Genomic DNA, 14,782 nt, shown 5'->3' on the forward strand with positions numbered 1-14,782 from the left:
TCGCTGGTCATCGTCGCGCTCTCGACAGAATCTGTCGCTTCGTCGTCATAAGCTGTCGCGCCTCTGTAAATTTTCGCGTTTGAGCGTTAGACTTCCCGGCTTTCCGTAGAACCCCGTGGAGTGATGGCATGGCGGACGTAAACAAGGTCGTTCTGGCGTATTCCGGCGGCCTGGACACTTCGGTGATCCTCAAGTGGCTGCAGGATACTTATAACTGTGAAGTCGTGACCTTCACCGCTGACCTGGGTCAGGGCGAAGAGGTCGAGCCGGCCCGTGCCAAGGCTCAGGCCATGGGCGTAAAAGAAATCTACATCGACGACTTGCGCGAAGAATTCGTACGCGATTTCGTGTTCCCGATGTTCCGCGCCAACACCGTTTACGAAGGCGAGTACCTGCTGGGTACTTCCATCGCTCGTCCGTTGATCGCCAAGCGCCTGATCGAAATCGCCAACGAAACCGGCGCCGACGCCATTTCCCACGGCGCGACCGGCAAGGGCAATGACCAGGTTCGTTTCGAACTCGGCGCCTACGCGCTCAAACCTGGCGTGAAAGTGATCGCTCCTTGGCGCGAATGGGACCTGCTCTCCCGTGAAAAGCTGATGGATTACGCTGAAAAGCACAACATCCCGATCGAGCGTCACGGCAAGAAAAAATCCCCGTACTCGATGGATGCCAATCTGCTGCACATCTCCTATGAAGGCGGCGTGCTGGAAGACACCTGGACCGAGCACGAAGAAGACATGTGGCGGTGGACCGTCTCCCCGGAGAACGCTCCTGACAAGGCGCAGTATCTGGAACTGACCTACCGCAACGGCGACATCGTTGCCCTGGACGGCGTCGAAATGACCCCGGCTACCGTGCTGGCGACCCTGAACCGTATCGGTGGCGAACACGGCATCGGCCGTCTCGACATCGTCGAAAACCGTTACGTGGGCATGAAGTCCCGTGGCTGCTACGAAACGCCGGGCGGCACCATCATGCTGCGCGCTCACCGGGCGATCGAATCGATCACCCTGGACCGCGAAGTGGCTCACCTCAAAGACGAGTTGATGCCCAAATACGCCAGCCTGATCTACACCGGTTACTGGTGGAGCCCTGAGCGTCTGATGCTGCAACAGATGATCGACGCTTCCCAGGCACACGTGAACGGCGTTGTGCGCCTGAAACTGTACAAAGGCAACGTTATCGTCACCGGTCGCAAGTCCGATGAATCGTTGTTCGACGCCAACATTGCTACCTTCGAAGAAGATGGCGGCGCCTACAACCAGGCCGACGCGGCGGGCTTCATCAAGCTCAACGCCTTGCGCATGCGCATTGCCGCGAACAAAGGCCGCAAGCTGTTCTGAGACCTCTGAAGCCGTAATGAAATGATGGTAATGGACCTGTGGCCTTGTCGATGACAAGGCCACAGGTCCGAAAGGGGTTTGAAGCGAGCATTCGTCAACTATTCAACTGATTCCTTCTTCGTGACAGCTTTGTCCTGTTTTTCCCTCCTTTTGCTCTTCAAAGGCTAACTGCCGGTCCGCGTCAGGTAAGACGTTTGTCCAATAACCGTCAGGGCTTGCGAGTTCAAATTATAGGCAACGCAGAAAATGGCTCCGCTGCGTTTCTTTATTTGTTTTGAATGCTTCAGGACACTTTCCTTCAGCCCGATCTCCGATTCCGCACAGGTGAGAAACACGATCACTTGGGCCAGGTTGTTCTGGGGAGGCTGAATTCTTTCAAGCAATGTGCTGAATTCAATGTGCTGCTTTATTCGGCGCGCATCGAAGATGTGCAAGTCTTTCAGCCTCTCGGGCAAGCACACATAGTGCTGCGTCGGCAGGTCTTGCGTAGACAATGGATTGTTCTTTCGATCAGTACTTTCCATGACTTTCAAGAAGTGCTCACTCTTTTCAAAATCAGACGGCGCATACAGCGAACGATAGTTGAAGTTGAGTGTGGCAAAGAACAGGAACAGCAAATAGAAAGGGAAACTGATCAGAAACCAGATGTAGAGGGCGCGTTCTTCATTGTCGAGAAAGGGAAGCGAGACCGCTGCGGAGGCTTCGGAAAGTACGGCAAATATTGCAATGATCGTCATCGGGTTCGTGATCTTTCGGTTTAGTCTTATCATATTGTTTGCTCATGAATATTGTCTTTGCTCATAGGGTTAAAGGTGTGGTGTTGCGGGTGAATATCGCGGTTGTTAGTTCAAGTCATGGTGCGCCTCGGTTGTCGATATGTTGAAGTTGTTTTTTAGCATAGCTAAATAGTGAGTATTTGTCGGTGCCTGGCGGCAAGAACTATCATTTATATTCAGGTTGTAAGTCGACACAAAATAATTTACCGCGAGCTTGGTGCAGATGGTTTTATGGCGCGCATGGCGCAATTTGTTTTGGAATTCTTGTAGGACGAATCTTTTATTTCTGTAAGACGTGTCTCTCGCTGTGGGTGGCCGAGTGAGGCGGCATGCCATGGACGAAACGACTAGGCTATTGTGCGGGCTCTAAAAATTCGAACAGCGAAATTGGAATTGCCCATGAATAAAGTGCTGATCGTGGATGATCACCCTGTCATTCGTCTCGCGGTGCGTATGCTGATGGAACGTCATGGCTACGAAGTCATTGCCGAAACCGATAACGGTGTGGATGCATTACAACTTGCCCGTGAACATATGCCGGATATTGTCATATTGGATATTGGTATTCCCAAACTGGATGGGCTGGAAGTTATTGCACGGCTGACATCAACGGCAATGCCAATGAAAGTCCTGATATTGACCTCTCAGGCGCCCGGGCATTTTTCCATGCGATGTATGCAATCGGGGGCGGCGGGATATGTTTGCAAACAACAGGACCTCACGGAGTTGCTCAGTGCGATAAAAGCGGTGTTGTCTGGTTACAGTTACTTTCCAAATCAAGCGCTGCATACCGTGCGCTCAAGTCTTGGCAATGCCAGTGAAGCCGATATGGTTGATCGCCTCTCGGGGCGGGAAATGATGGTCCTGCAACAATTGGCCCGTGGAAAAACCAACAAGGAGATTGCCGACGGGATGTTTCTTAGCAATAAGACCGTCAGCACCTACAAGACTCGTCTGTTGTTGAAGCTCAACGCTCGTTCCTTGGTCGATCTGATCGAGCTCGCTCAGCGCAATGGCCTGGTATGAGCAGGTCCCTGTGCAACGAGGTGCGATGAGGGGGGCGAAAATCCGAACTCGGCACTTAGTAAAAAGCCTCCGTTCGGGAGGCTTTTAAGTGTCATAAGTCAAAATCGTAATCGGCCAATTGCTTTTGCAGTCGGCGCTCCTCCAGCAGGTTGTCGATGGTGCGGCGCTTGCTCAGATTGGTCTTTGCCACCTCTACCACCGGCTCAGCGTCATCGACTTCAACGGGGGTGAAGTCATCTTCTGCGTCCAGTTGCTCTTTGCCGTTGCTCATAAGTTAACTCCAGGCTAAGAGTGCCTTTGGGGCTCCTTATAGCGACAATTTACCGGTGGGTAAAAAAGATTTTTTCAATCGATACGTCAATATCCTTAATAGCGCCTCAATCGTCCGAGGTCTTTTGCTTGAATTCGCACAAATCCTCGATCCGGCAACTGCCGCAGCGGGGCTTGCGGGCCAGGCAAACGTAGCGTCCATGCAGGATCAACCAGTGATGGGCGTCCAGCAAATATTCCTTGGGCACAAACTTCATCAGCTTGTGCTCAACCTCGACCACATTTTTGCCTGGCGCAATGCCGGTGCGGTTACTGACGCGGAAGATGTGCGTGTCCACGGCCATGGTCAGTTGCCGGAACGCGGTATTGAGCACCACGTTGGCCGTCTTGCGGCCAACGCCGGGCAGCGCTTCCAGTTCTTCTCGAGTCTGCGGTACTTCACCACCGTGGCGCTCGATCAGCAGGCGACAGGTCTCGATCACGTTTTTCGCTTTGCTGTTGAACAGGCCGATGGTCTTGATGTAGTCCGACAAGCCTTCGATCCCCAGCGCGTAAATGGCCGCCGGGGTATTGGCCACCGGGTAGAGCCTGGCGGTGGCCTTGTTGACCCCGACATCGGTCGACTGTGCCGAGAGAATCACCGAGATCAGCAGTTCGAACGGCGAGGAGTAAGCCAGTTCGGTCTTCGGCTCCGGATTGTCTTCGTGAAACCGGCGGAAAATTTCCAGACGTTTTGCAGCATTCATGGGCGAAGCGTGTCCTCGAAGGCAGTCATGGTGAGGGCGTCGAGCGGGTCCACGCTTGACGTGCGGCTATCAGCAAACCCAGCAAAATGAATCCGCCAGGGGCCAGCGTGGCCAGGTGCAGACCGCCGTTGCCGAGGGTTTCGCGCAGCAGGCCAAGGCCCAGCATCAACGCAACGAACACACAGCATAGGCGCAGGCGATCAAGGCGCGGGCGCTGGAAGAAACCGTTGTGCTCCAGCACGACACATTGCAGGGCGATCAGCCCCGCATAGATTCCCGCATGCTGGTGCCATTCAAGCGACCAGGCCCGCGCGACGATCTCTGCGCAACTGGTCAGCGCGGTCGCCAGTAGCGCGCCCGCCAACAAGCGGGTGCAAGGCATCAGACGCGAGCGCAGCACGCTCATGAGCAGACCATAAGTGCCGATCACGGTGATGAACATCAGGCACAGGCCAGCGGCCGTGATGAACAAGTCCGTGGCGCCAATCAGCGGTGCCAGCATCAGCGAGTTCTGCAGCGTTGCGGGCTTATTCATGGGCGCTGCTCCCGATCAGTGATTGCTGGTGTTCATCGAAGTAGCGCAGCGCGTCATGCACCGCGTTGATCACCGCCCTTGATGTGACGGTGGCGCCAGCGATCTGATCGAATTGCCCACTGTCCTTTTTCAATGCCCAGCCAGTATCAGCAGATTCGGATCGGGACTTGCCGGTAAATCCATGCAGCCAGGCATTGGGCCAGTCCGCGATCTTGCCACCCAGCCCTGGGGTTTCCCTTTGCTTGAGGGTTTTGACACCGAGCAATTTGCCGTGGACGTCGATGGCGATCAGCAATTCGATGGCGCCCTCGTAACCCAGGGTCTGACTGCGCAGCAACACCGCGCTCGTCTGGCCGGTCTTGCTCACCAGATATCCGCCCAGCAAAGTGCTGTTGGCCAACGGGATGTTTTCGAGCGGCAGCGGCTGATCCAGTGGTTGGTTGTCGTAGCTGCCCGGCGGCAGCAGGTCCAGGAGGTTGCGACTGTCGATAAGGCGTTGCTCAGTGGCAATTCGCGTTGTGCTGGCCTGTTGCGCAAGGTACGTCGCGCCAAGGCCCAGCGCGGCCAACACCACTACAGTCACAACGCTCGTTGCCCGGTTCATTGCGCAACGGCCTCCTGCCTGGACTCAGCAAATCGTTCCAGCGCCGGCACACACAGGTTCATCAACAACACCGCGAAGGCCACGCCATCCGGATAACCGCCCCAGGTGCGAATCAAATAAGTCAGCAAGCCGACGCCTGCGCCGAACAGCAATCGGGCAAAAGCACTTTTAGCGCCAGACACCGGCTCGGTGACAATAAAGAACGCGCCCAGCATGGTTGCGCCGCTCAGCAAATGAAACAGCGGCGAGCCATGGGAGTCGGAGCCCGAGCCGTTCCAGCACAGCAAGCTGATGACGAACAGGCTGGCGAGCATGCCGACCGGCGCATGCCAACTGAACACTCGCCGTTGCAGCAAAAATGCGCCACCGGCCAAAAACGCGAGGTTGACCCATTCCACGCCGCGACCGCCGACATGGCCGAAGGCGGGCGTGGCGAAAAGTTCGTCCATGGTCAGGCTCTTGTTGACCCGCAGACTGTCCAGCGCCGTGGCCTGAACCCAGCCATCGGCAATCTGACCGAAGCCGAACACCTGTTGCAAACCACCGAGCAGGTCCATGCCATGCAATGCAGGCCAGTGAGTCATTTGTTGTGGAAAGGCCACCAGCACCAACGCCAACCCCAGCATCGCCGGGTTGAATGGATTCTTGCCAACGCCGCCGTAAAGCTGTTTACCGCAGATTGCCAGTGCGGCGGCGCACACCGTCAGCCACCACGGGCAGTAAGGCGGCAACGCCAATGCCAGCAGGGTTGCACTGACCAACGCGCTGGCGTCGCTCAACGTCGGCACGCATTCGCGCTGGCGCAGGCGTAACACCACCGCTTCTACCGCCAGTGCGGTCACACTCGCCAGGATCAGGTTGATCAACACGCCCCAGCCGTACAGCCAGAACATCGCCAACAGCCCCGGCACGAGCGCCAGCAATACCAGCTTCATGACTTGCTGAAGGCGTTCGTCGACCGACTCAAGGGCTGACATGGGCATCCACCTGGCGCTCGGCTTCATTCACCGCCCGTTGCAGTGCTTCGATCTGCTCTGCCGGTGCCTCGTTGGTTTGCGCTTTCTTTAGCTCGGCACGACGCATGGCCAATTGAATTTTTGCCCGGTTCAGTTCGGCATTTTTCACCGGGGCGGCGGGCGCCGGCGTTAACGTCGGCGGTGCGCTGCTGTCGAGTTGCGCCAAGACCTGCTCGGCGGCCTCGAATTGCTGTTGCAGAACGATCAACTGCGACTGTTGCTCAAACGTTGGCGGATGCCCAAATGCCTTGAGCGATTTGTTCAACTGCGCCCGGCTCATCGCCAGCTCGACCTTGGCTTTTTTTAACGCCGCGTCCGCGTTCGCCGCTTTCTGCGCGCGGATCCGCTCCAGCGCGGCCTGGACCGGATCAAGTGATACCGCCGTGGGTTGCGTGGCTTTCTGCGCGCGGGCCTGACGCTCCGCCAGTTTCTGCTGTTCCTCGCGCTGCAGACGCGCATTGCGTTGCTCGAAGCGCCGCCGGGCGTGGTTGCGCTTGGCCGCGCGCGCGCGCTGCTCATCGAGGCTGAACGCCAAACCGCCGACAATCGGCAACACCGTAGCCAGCGGCAATGGGCGCATCTCGATGCAGTCCACCGGGCACGGCGCGACGCAGAGGTCGCAACCGGTGCATTCGTCGATGATCACCGTGTGCATCAACTTGGCCGCGCCGACGATGGCATCGACCGGGCAGGCCTGAATGCACTTGGTGCAGCCAATGCATTCGGCTTCGCGGATGTAGGCGATTTGCGCCGGCGCCGAGCCACGGCTGACGTCCAGCTCGAGCACTGGCACTTGCAGCAAATCGGCCAGCGCCGCAATGGTTTCGCTGCCGCCGGGTGGGCACTTGTTGATCGGCTCGCCGTCGGCAATGCCTTCAGCGTATGGCTTGCATCCGGGATGGCCGCACTTGCCGCATTGGGTCTGCGGCAAGAGCGCGTCGATGCGTTGAATCAGACTCATGTTTTGATCAGTCCGCTGAATCCGAGAAAAACCAATGCGATCAGTCCGGCGCCAATCAAGTCGATCGGCAGGCCACGAAAGGGCAGGGGAATATCGTTGTCGAGTGTGCGTTGGCGCAAGTCGCTGAACAGACTCAGCACCAGCCAGAACCCCAGCCCCGCGCCGAGACTCAGGGCTGTGGCGTGAAACAATCCTTGGTCGTCCTGCGCGTTGATCAGCGTCAGCCCGAGCACGCCGGCGTTGCCCAGCAACAGCGGCCACAGGCCTTCGAACGACAGCGTCGAGAACACCTGCGACAGGCCTTTCAGCAACGGCCCAATCAGCAGAACACTCAGCGGCAGGAACACGAACAGTCGTAGCGACGTCAGTTCCAGTGGCACCAGCAGCCAGCGGTAAAGCGCATAGCCGAGCACGCCGACGATCAGCATCAGGCACGTCGTCGCAATCCCGAGCGCATGAACCTGGCGCCGCTCGCTACCCAGCAGCGGATCGACGCCCAGCGGCCAGTGCAACACGAGGTTGTTGATCAGGGCAGCGCTGATAAGTGTGAGAAGCAATTGGGTCATGATCGTGCCGGCAAGAACGGGGCTATCAAGCACAGGGCTCTTAAACAGGGCCATCTAAAAAGCTTAGGCATTATCCGGCAAGGATGGAGGGTGGGCCACACATGAAAATCCCACAGTCGCGCCTGGCACGACTGTGGGATCAATTACCGCACGACCTTACTTGATGCGCTGACCCGGCTTGGCGCCGCTGTCGGGGCTCAGCAGGTAGATTTCTTCACCGCCTGGGCCGGCCGCCATCACCATGCCTTCGGAGATGCCGAACTTCATTTTCCGTGGCTTGAGGTTGGCGATCATCATGGTCAGCCGACCATTGAGCTTGGACGGGTCCGGATAAGCGCTCTTGATCCCGGAGAACACGTTGCGTTGCTCGTCACCGATGTCCAGGGTCAGGCGCAGCAACTTGTCGGCGCCTTCCACGTGTTCGGCTTTGACGATCAGCGCGACCCGCAAGTCGACAGCAGCAAAAGCGTCGAACTCGATCTCTGGCGACAACGGGTCCTTGGCCAATTCGCCGTTGCCGGCAGGGGCTGCGTCGCCGGTGTCGGTAGTGCTGGCGGTCAGGTCTTCTTTCGACGCATCGCTCATGGCTTGCACTTTCACCGGGTCGATACGGGTCATCAGCGGTTTGAACTCGTTCAACTGATGATTGCTCAGCAACGTGGCGTGGTCGTTCCAGGTCAGCGGTGCGACGTTCAGGAACGCCTCGGCGTCGGCGGCCAGCAGTGGCAGCACCGGTTTGAGGAAGATCACCAGTTGGCGGAACAGGTTGACGCCCAAGGCGCAGATGGCCTGGACTTCATCCTGCTTGCCTTCCTGTTTGTTCAGCGACCACGGCGCTTTGTCGGCGATCCAGGCGTTGGCGCGGTCGGCCAGGCCCATGATCTCGCGCATGGCACGGGCAAAGTCGCGAGCCTCGTAGGCGTCGCAGATGCTCGGCGCTGCGGCGAGGAACGCGTCGGTCAGTTCCGGCGCGGCATTGCCCGCCACCAGCACACCGGCGTTGCCTTTGTGGATGAAGCCGGCGCAACGGCTGGCAATATTGACCACTTTGCCGACCAGGTCGGAGTTGACCTTCTGCACGAAGTCTTCGAGGTTCAGGTCGAGGTCGTCGACGCCACGGCTCAGTTTGGCCGCGTAGTAGTAACGCAGGTATTCCGGCGACAGGTGATCCAGATACGTCCGGGCCTTGATGAAGGTGCCACGGGACTTGGACATTTTCTGACCATTGACGGTCAGGTAGCCGTGCACGTTGATCCCGGTCGGTTTACGGAAACCGGCGCCTTCGAGCATTGCTGGCCAGAACAGGGCGTGGAAGTTAACGATGTCCTTGCCGATGAAGTGGTACAGCTCGGCAGTGGAGTCCTTGGCCCAGAACGCGTCGAAGTCCAGTTCCGGACGACGGGCGCACAGGTTCTTGAAGCTGGCCATGTAGCCGATCGGCGCGTCCAGCCAGACGTAGAAGTACTTTCCAGGCTCGCCCGGAATCTCGAAGCCGAAGTACGGCGCATCGCGGGAGATGTCCCACTGTTGCAGGCCGGCGTCCAGCCACTCGGCGATCTTGTTCGCCACGGCCTCTTGCAGGGTGCCGCTGCGGGTCCAGGCTTGCAGCATTTCCTGGAAGTCCGGCAGTTTGAAGAAGAAGTGCTGGGAATCCTTGAGCACCGGGGTGGCGCCAGAGATCGCCGACTTCGGATCCTTCAGGTCGGTCGGCGCGTAGGTCGCACCGCATTTTTCGCAGTTGTCGCCGTACTGGTCTTCGGTGCCGCATTTCGGGCAGGTGCCCTTGATGAAGCGGTCGGCCAGGAACATTTTCTTTTCCGGGTCGAAGTACTGCGTGATCGAGCGCTGGGCAATGTGCCCGGCGTCGCGCAGCTTGAGGTAGATCTGGCTCGACAGCTCACGGTTTTCTTCGGCGTGAGTGGAGTGGAAATTGTCGAAGTCGACCAGGAACTCGGCAAAGTCGGCGCTGTGTTCAGCCTGGACGTTGGCGATCAGTTGTTCCGGGGTGATGCCTTCCTTTTCCGCGCGCAACATGATGGCCGAGCCGTGGGCGTCGTCGGCGCAGACATAAATGCATTGATTGCCGCGGTGCTTCTGGAAGCGCACCCACATGTCGGTCTGGATGTATTCCAGCATGTGGCCAAGGTGGATCGAACCATTGGCATAGGGCAGGGCGCTGGTGACGAGGATCTTGCGTGGCTCGGACATGGGGCTCGGCTATTTGATGAAACGAAGGTCGGCCACTATAAAGCGCTGGCGCATATTTTTCACCTTGTGGCGACATGGCTTGCCAGCGAGGGTGCTTTTTGTGGCAAGGGGTTTCTCTGTGGTGAGGGGGCTAGCCCCTCGCCACAGGCAAGCCGCTCACCACAGGCAAGCTTTCTCACCACAGCCACAGGAATCAGTTCGCAACAATTGCCCTTCATACATGCCGACAGCGGACCAGAACGGTTAGGATACCCGCCTGATTTTCCAGTCTTGCTATCGGAGTTGCCCATGAGCGCCGTCAATCGCGCAGCGGTGGAAGCCGTCCTTCGCCAATACACCGACCCTTACCTGAACCAGGACCCGGTCAGCGCCGGGTGCGTGCGCAACATTGATATCCAGGGCGATCGCGTCAGCGTCCAGCTGGAGTTGGGCTACGCCGCCGGCCTGTTCAAAAGTGGCTGGTCGCAAATGCTGCAAATGGCTATCGAGGGGCTGGACGGCGTGACGAGCGCTCAGGTCGACATCACCAGCGTGATTGCGCCGCACAAGGCGCAGGCGCAAGTCCCGGGGCTGGCCAACGTGAAAAACGTGGTAGCGGTGGCCTCCGGCAAGGGCGGCGTGGGCAAATCCACCACCGCCGCCAACCTGGCGCTGGCGCTGGCGCGCGAGGGCGCGAAGGTCGGGATCCTCGACGCGGACATCTACGGTCCGAGCCAAGGCATCATGTTTGGCATCCCTGAGGGCACCCGTCCAAAGGTCAAGGATCAGAAGTGGTTCATTCCGATCGAGTCCCACGGCGTCGAAGTGATGTCCATGGCGTTTCTGACGGACGACAACACGCCGATGGTCTGGCGCGGGCCGATGGTGTCCGGCGCGCTGTTGCAACTGGTGACCCAAACCGCTTGGGGCGATCTAGATTACCTGGTCATCGACATGCCGCCAGGCACCGGTGACATTCAGCTGACGCTGGCGCAGAAAGTCCCGGTGGCCGGCGCGGTCATCGTCACCACCCCGCAGGATCTGGCATTACTGGACGCGCGCAAAGGCGTGGAGATGTTCCGCAAGGTCAACATCCCGGTGCTGGGCGTGGTGGAAAACATGGCCGTGCACATCTGCTCGAACTGCGGGCATGCCGAACATCTGTTCGGTGAGGGCGGCGGGGTAAAACTGGCCAACCAGTACGGCGTTGAAGTGCTGGCGTCGTTGCCGCTGGCGATGGAAATCCGCGAGCAGGCCGACAGCGGCAAACCGACGGTAATCGCCGAGCCGGACAGCCCGATTGCGATGGTCTACCAGGAGCTGGCCCGCCACGTCGGCGCGCGGATCGTGTTGCAGGAAGCGGTGACACCGGCGATGCCGAACATCACCATCAGCGACGATTGATTCGCTGAATAAATGCGATCCCCTGTGGGAGCGAGCTTGCCCGCGATAGCGGTGTAACAGTCACCCTCAATGGTGAATGTTATGGCCCCATCGCGAGCAAGCTCGCTCCCACAGTTGTTTTGGGTGTGCGTTAGATCCGCAAGCCGCCATCCATTTCCAGAATCCGACCGGTGTAATAGTCGTTCTCGAAAATGTATGCCGCCGAATGGGCGATCTCTTCCGGTTTGCCCATGCGTTTGAGCGGGATTCCCGCTGTCATCTTCTCCAGCGCCTCGGGTTTCATGCCCAGCGTCATCTCGGTTTCGATAAAGCCCGGCGCAATGCCCGCCACACGAATGCCGTAGCGCGCCAGTTCCTTGGCCCAGGTCACGGTCGCCGCAGCGACACCGGCCTTGGCGGCGGAGTAGTTGGTCTGGCCGACGTTGCCGGCGCGCGAGATCGAGGAGATATTGATGATCGCGCCGCTGTTGTTCAGCTCGACCATTTTTGCCGCGACTTCACGGGTGCACAGGAACACGCCGGTCAGGTTGACGTCGATTACCGCCTGCCACTGGGCCAGGCTCATCTTGGTCATCTCGCCATCCTTCACCTTCAGCAGCAGGCCGTCACGCAGGATCCCGGCGTTGTTGATCAAGCCGTGAATCGCCCCAAAATCTTCGGCCACCTGAGCGACCATGTGCGTCACTTGCTCTTCATTGGCAACGTTGCACAGATAGGCGCGGGCCTCGACGCCCTTGGCCTGGCAGCCGGCGACGGCGGCGTCGAGTTTTTCCTGGTTCAGGTCCACCAGCGCGAGTTTCGCGCCTTTGCCGGCGAAATACTCGGCCATCGAACGGCCTAAACCCTGGCAACCGCCAGTGATAATGATTACTTTGTCAGTGAGTTGCATTCGCATGCCCCGGTAGCAGGTTGGAGTGGTCTTCCTTCTAGAGAGCCTCTCGATCTGCACCGGGTGTCGCCGGGTTGCACATGAGAACTGCCCCGATGGCGTACTGGAACTTTCCCCCAGGCGCCTGTCCGTTTTTTCGACGGATTCTATATAAGGAGTCATAAATTGAGCGTTGAAGCGGCCAAGAATGCCCGAGAATTGCTTCTCAAGGAATACCGTGGAGTGCTGTCGACGCACTCCAAGTCGATGCCGGGTTACCCGTTTGGCTCCGTGGTTCCGTACTGCCTCGACGAGCAGGGCCGGCCGCTGATCCTGATCAGCCGCATAGCCCAGCACACGCATAATCTGCAAAAAGACCCGAAATGCTCACTGTTCGTGGGCGAGCGTGAAGCCGATGACGTGCAGGCCGTGGGGCGCCTGACGTATCTCGCGCAAGCAGAAAAACTCGAGGACGAAGCGGCCATCGAAGCGGCGGCTGAACGGTATTACCGCTATTTCCCTGATTCGCAGAGCTACCACAAAGCCCACGATTTTGATTTCTGGGTGCTCAACCCGGTGCGTCATCGCTATATCGGCGGTTTCGGTGCGATTCACTGGGTTGATCAATTGACGCTGGCCAATCCGTTCGCCGGCAAAGCCGAGGTGAGCATGGTCGAGCATATGAATGCCGATCACGCCAAAGCCATCGCCCACTACGTGGAACTGGCGGGTTTGCCGAAGACCGAGCCGGCGCAACTGGCGGGTATCGACACCGAAGGCATGCACCTGCGCATCGGCCAGGTTCTGTACTGGCTGCCGTTTCAAGCGCCTTGTAATACGCCGACACAAGTGCGCGAAGCCTTGGTTTTTCTGGCTCACGCCGAGCATTGGCCGAAAAATGAAGTGGCCGACGCTTGAATTCACGAAACGGCGACGTCATCTAGGGAACACTGGCAAGGCATTCTTGCGTTGAGGAACCATTTGATGCGCCCTTTTTTATTGCTCTTTGTACTGTTTCCGGTGTTGGAGCTGTTCGTCTTCGTCAAAGTCAGCGGTGCGATCGGGTTTTTTCCGGCGTTGCTGCTGATCATTCTCGGCTCGATGCTCGGCGTGTTCGTGCTGCGTATCGCCGGGCTGGCCACGGCGTTGCGTGCCCGTGAAAGCCTGAACCGTGGCGAGCTGCCGGCCCAGACCATGCTGGAAGGCTTGATGCTGGCCCTGGCCGGCGGTTTGCTGATCCTGCCGGGTTTCGTCACTGACGTGCTGGGCCTGATCATGTTGCTGCCGATCTCCCGTCGACTGTTGGCCAATAAAATGCGCCAGCGCGCCGAAGAGGCGGCGATCCGTCAGCGTGCGTTCGCCGACGACCTTCAGCCTCGGGGCGGTCCTGCGCCGCGCGAACCGCTGGGCCGCGAGCCCAACGTGATCGAAGGCGAGTTCAAACACCACGACTCCAAGTAACACCTTTCACTGACACGGCACCTTCGGGTGCCGTGCTTCATTTCAGGGTGACAACGAGAAAAAATTTCGTTCGCTGCCCTTGTAATAAGCTTACGCGCCCTTATGTAACGGTCACCGCAAGGTTTCTGGCAATCACGCCAGACAGACTTCCGCGTCTTGCTCGTCGAGACGCACCCGGCACCGCCGGATTTGTTAACCCGCCGGGACTACACCGGCCGATGAAAACCACAATTAGGAGAGATCGACAATGAAGCTTCGTCCTCTGCATGACCGCGTCGTCATCCGTCGCAGCGAAGAAGAAAAGAAAACCGCTGGCGGTATCGTCCTGCCAGGTTCTGCTGCTGAAAAAGCCAACAGCGGCGAAATCCTCGCTGTCGGCACCGGCCGCGTGCTGGAAAACGGTGAAGTGCGTGCACTGGCCGTCAAAGTGGGTGACAAGGTTGTGTTCGGTCCGTACTCCGGCAGCAACACCGTGAAAGTTGACGGCGAAGACCTGCTGGTAATGGCTGAGAACGAGATTCTCGCTGTTATCGAAGGCTGATTTCCCGCTCATTTTCCCGCTACTACAAAGTATTTAAGGAATATCGATCATGGCTGCTAAAGAAGTTAAATTCGGCGATTCCGCCCGCAAGAAAATGCTCGCCGGTGTCAACGTCCTGGCTGACGCAGTAAAAGCGACCCTGGGCCCTAAAGGCCGTAACGTGATCATCGAGAAGAGCTTCGGCGCTCCGACCATCACCAAGGACGGCGTGTCCGTTGCCAAAGAAATCGAGCTGAAAGATCGCTTCGAAAACATGGGCGCGCAGCTGGTCAAAGACGTTGCCTCCCGTGCCAACGATGACGCAGGCGACGGCACCACCACCGCTACCGTTCTGGCTCAGTCGATCGTCAACGAAGGCCTGAAAGCCGTCGCTGCCGGCATGAACCTCGATGTTGCCGCCAGCGCCCAGGCGCAGAAAGTCAAAGCCGACGGCTATATGGACAGTCTGGTGTTAACCACGGTGGCTGAAGACCAG

16 protein-coding genes and 1 pseudogene are annotated in these 14,782 nt (G+C 58.4%); 7 read left to right on the top strand and 10 right to left on the bottom strand.

Features of this window, described 5'->3' with window-relative positions; translation table 11 throughout:
• Window positions 1–128: 128 nt before the first annotated feature.
• A complete protein-coding gene (locus ACQKP4_RS07870; protein ID WP_427631954.1) occupies window positions 129–1,346 on the top strand; it encodes an argininosuccinate synthase in 1,218 nt (405 codons plus the stop codon).
• Between the two features lie 164 nt (window positions 1,347–1,510).
• Here the strand turns inward: ACQKP4_RS07870 and ACQKP4_RS07875 are convergent, their stop codons facing one another.
• The gene (locus tag ACQKP4_RS07875) at window positions 1,511–2,116 is read right to left on the bottom strand and encodes a hypothetical protein (RefSeq protein ID WP_427631956.1); all 606 of its coding nucleotides are present in this window, start codon (window positions 2,114–2,116) and stop codon (window positions 1,511–1,513) included.
• Between the two features lie 405 nt (window positions 2,117–2,521).
• On the opposite strand from ACQKP4_RS07875, the gene ACQKP4_RS07880 reads away from it, so the two are divergent.
• A complete protein-coding gene (locus ACQKP4_RS07880) occupies window positions 2,522–3,148 on the top strand; it encodes a response regulator transcription factor (protein WP_008155570.1) in 627 nt (208 codons plus the stop codon).
• A gap of 91 nt (window positions 3,149–3,239) precedes the next feature.
• On the opposite strand, the gene ACQKP4_RS07885 is transcribed toward ACQKP4_RS07880, so the two are convergent.
• The 8 genes and pseudogenes from ACQKP4_RS07885 to metG all read right to left on the bottom strand — a co-directional run bounded on the left by ACQKP4_RS07885 (window position 3,240) and on the right by metG (window position 10,054).
• A complete protein-coding gene (locus tag ACQKP4_RS07885) occupies window positions 3,240–3,419 on the bottom strand; it encodes a PA3496 family putative envelope integrity protein (RefSeq protein ID WP_427631958.1) in 180 nt (59 codons plus the stop codon).
• A gap of 106 nt (window positions 3,420–3,525) precedes the next feature.
• A complete protein-coding gene (nth, locus tag ACQKP4_RS07890) occupies window positions 3,526–4,164 on the bottom strand; it encodes an endonuclease III (RefSeq protein ID WP_427631960.1) in 639 nt (212 codons plus the stop codon).
• 25 nt (window positions 4,165–4,189) lie between these two features.
• Window positions 4,190–4,699 (bottom strand): Rnf-Nqr domain containing protein, encoded by a 510-nt coding sequence (locus ACQKP4_RS07895; protein ID WP_427631962.1) that lies wholly within the window; start codon window positions 4,697–4,699, stop codon window positions 4,190–4,192.
• Complete coding sequence (locus ACQKP4_RS07900; protein WP_427631964.1) at window positions 4,692–5,303, bottom strand: RnfABCDGE type electron transport complex subunit G; 612 nt, start codon at window positions 5,301–5,303, stop codon at window positions 4,692–4,694. The genes ACQKP4_RS07895 and ACQKP4_RS07900 overlap by 8 nt, the downstream gene beginning before the upstream one ends.
• Window positions 5,300–6,280, bottom strand: coding sequence for an RnfABCDGE type electron transport complex subunit D (locus tag ACQKP4_RS07905; protein ID WP_427631966.1), 981 nt, complete (start codon window positions 6,278–6,280; stop codon window positions 5,300–5,302). The genes ACQKP4_RS07900 and ACQKP4_RS07905 overlap by 4 nt, the downstream gene beginning before the upstream one ends.
• Window positions 6,281–6,884: 604 nt before the next feature.
• Window positions 6,885–7,259 (bottom strand): annotated as a pseudogene (gene rsxB, locus ACQKP4_RS07910) (electron transport complex subunit RsxB); the annotation flags it as partial.
• Between the two features lie 17 nt (window positions 7,260–7,276).
• On the bottom strand, window positions 7,277–7,846 hold the full coding sequence (locus ACQKP4_RS07915; protein WP_427631968.1) for an electron transport complex protein RnfA: 570 nt from the start codon (window positions 7,844–7,846) through the stop codon (window positions 7,277–7,279).
• Between the two features lie 156 nt (window positions 7,847–8,002).
• Window positions 8,003–10,054 (bottom strand): methionine--tRNA ligase, encoded by a 2,052-nt coding sequence (gene metG, locus ACQKP4_RS07920; RefSeq protein ID WP_427631970.1) that lies wholly within the window; start codon window positions 10,052–10,054, stop codon window positions 8,003–8,005.
• 288 nt (window positions 10,055–10,342) lie between these two features.
• Between metG and apbC the strand changes: the two genes are divergently transcribed.
• Complete coding sequence (apbC, locus tag ACQKP4_RS07925) at window positions 10,343–11,437, top strand: iron-sulfur cluster carrier protein ApbC (RefSeq protein ID WP_427631972.1); 1,095 nt, start codon at window positions 10,343–10,345, stop codon at window positions 11,435–11,437.
• Window positions 11,438–11,567: 130 nt separating this feature from the next.
• Here the strand turns inward: apbC and ACQKP4_RS07930 are convergent, their stop codons facing one another.
• Window positions 11,568–12,326, bottom strand: coding sequence for an SDR family oxidoreductase (locus tag ACQKP4_RS07930; RefSeq protein ID WP_427631973.1), 759 nt, complete (start codon window positions 12,324–12,326; stop codon window positions 11,568–11,570).
• 165 nt (window positions 12,327–12,491) lie between these two features.
• Between ACQKP4_RS07930 and ACQKP4_RS07935 the strand changes: the two genes are divergently transcribed.
• The 4 genes from ACQKP4_RS07935 to ACQKP4_RS07950 all read left to right on the top strand — a co-directional run.
• Entirely contained in the window at window positions 12,492–13,223 is a 732-nt protein-coding gene (locus ACQKP4_RS07935; RefSeq protein ID WP_427631975.1) for a HugZ family protein, read from the top strand.
• Window positions 13,224–13,289: 66 nt separating this feature from the next.
• Complete coding sequence (locus tag ACQKP4_RS07940) at window positions 13,290–13,766, top strand: FxsA family protein (RefSeq protein WP_427631977.1); 477 nt, start codon at window positions 13,290–13,292, stop codon at window positions 13,764–13,766.
• A gap of 247 nt (window positions 13,767–14,013) precedes the next feature.
• Window positions 14,014–14,307 carry a co-chaperone GroES gene (locus ACQKP4_RS07945; protein WP_054045166.1) on the top strand — a complete coding sequence of 98 codons (294 nt, stop codon included), beginning with the start codon at window positions 14,014–14,016 and terminating at the stop codon, window positions 14,305–14,307.
• Between the two features lie 49 nt (window positions 14,308–14,356).
• The coding region (locus ACQKP4_RS07950) for a TCP-1/cpn60 chaperonin family protein (RefSeq protein ID WP_427631979.1) at window positions 14,357–14,782 on the top strand (426 nt) is incomplete at its 3' end.

This window comes from Pseudomonas sp. NPDC086278 (assembly GCF_050280905.1).
Taxonomy (GTDB): Bacteria; Pseudomonadota; Gammaproteobacteria; order Pseudomonadales; family Pseudomonadaceae; genus Aquipseudomonas.

Coding starts and splice junctions, on each gene's coding strand:
- ACQKP4_RS07870 (WP_427631954.1), top strand. CDS start 129: ATGGCGGACGTAAACAAGGTCGTTCTGGCGTATTCCGGCGGCCTGGAC.
- ACQKP4_RS07875 (WP_427631956.1), bottom strand. CDS start 2,116: ATGATAAGACTAAACCGAAAGATCACGAACCCGATGACGATCATTGCA.
- ACQKP4_RS07880 (WP_008155570.1), top strand. CDS start 2,522: ATGAATAAAGTGCTGATCGTGGATGATCACCCTGTCATTCGTCTCGCG.
- ACQKP4_RS07885 (WP_427631958.1), bottom strand. CDS start 3,419: ATGAGCAACGGCAAAGAGCAACTGGACGCAGAAGATGACTTCACCCCC.
- nth (WP_427631960.1), bottom strand. CDS start 4,164: ATGAATGCTGCAAAACGTCTGGAAATTTTCCGCCGGTTTCACGAAGAC.
- ACQKP4_RS07895 (WP_427631962.1), bottom strand. CDS start 4,699: ATGAATAAGCCCGCAACGCTGCAGAACTCGCTGATGCTGGCACCGCTG.
- ACQKP4_RS07900 (WP_427631964.1), bottom strand. CDS start 5,303: ATGAACCGGGCAACGAGCGTTGTGACTGTAGTGGTGTTGGCCGCGCTG.
- ACQKP4_RS07905 (WP_427631966.1), bottom strand. CDS start 6,280: ATGTCAGCCCTTGAGTCGGTCGACGAACGCCTTCAGCAAGTCATGAAG.
- ACQKP4_RS07915 (WP_427631968.1), bottom strand. CDS start 7,846: ATGACCCAATTGCTTCTCACACTTATCAGCGCTGCCCTGATCAACAAC.
- metG (WP_427631970.1), bottom strand. CDS start 10,054: ATGTCCGAGCCACGCAAGATCCTCGTCACCAGCGCCCTGCCCTATGCC.
- apbC (WP_427631972.1), top strand. CDS start 10,343: ATGAGCGCCGTCAATCGCGCAGCGGTGGAAGCCGTCCTTCGCCAATAC.
- ACQKP4_RS07930 (WP_427631973.1), bottom strand. CDS start 12,326: ATGCAACTCACTGACAAAGTAATCATTATCACTGGCGGTTGCCAGGGT.
- ACQKP4_RS07940 (WP_427631977.1), top strand. CDS start 13,290: ATGCGCCCTTTTTTATTGCTCTTTGTACTGTTTCCGGTGTTGGAGCTG.
- ACQKP4_RS07945 (WP_054045166.1), top strand. CDS start 14,014: ATGAAGCTTCGTCCTCTGCATGACCGCGTCGTCATCCGTCGCAGCGAA.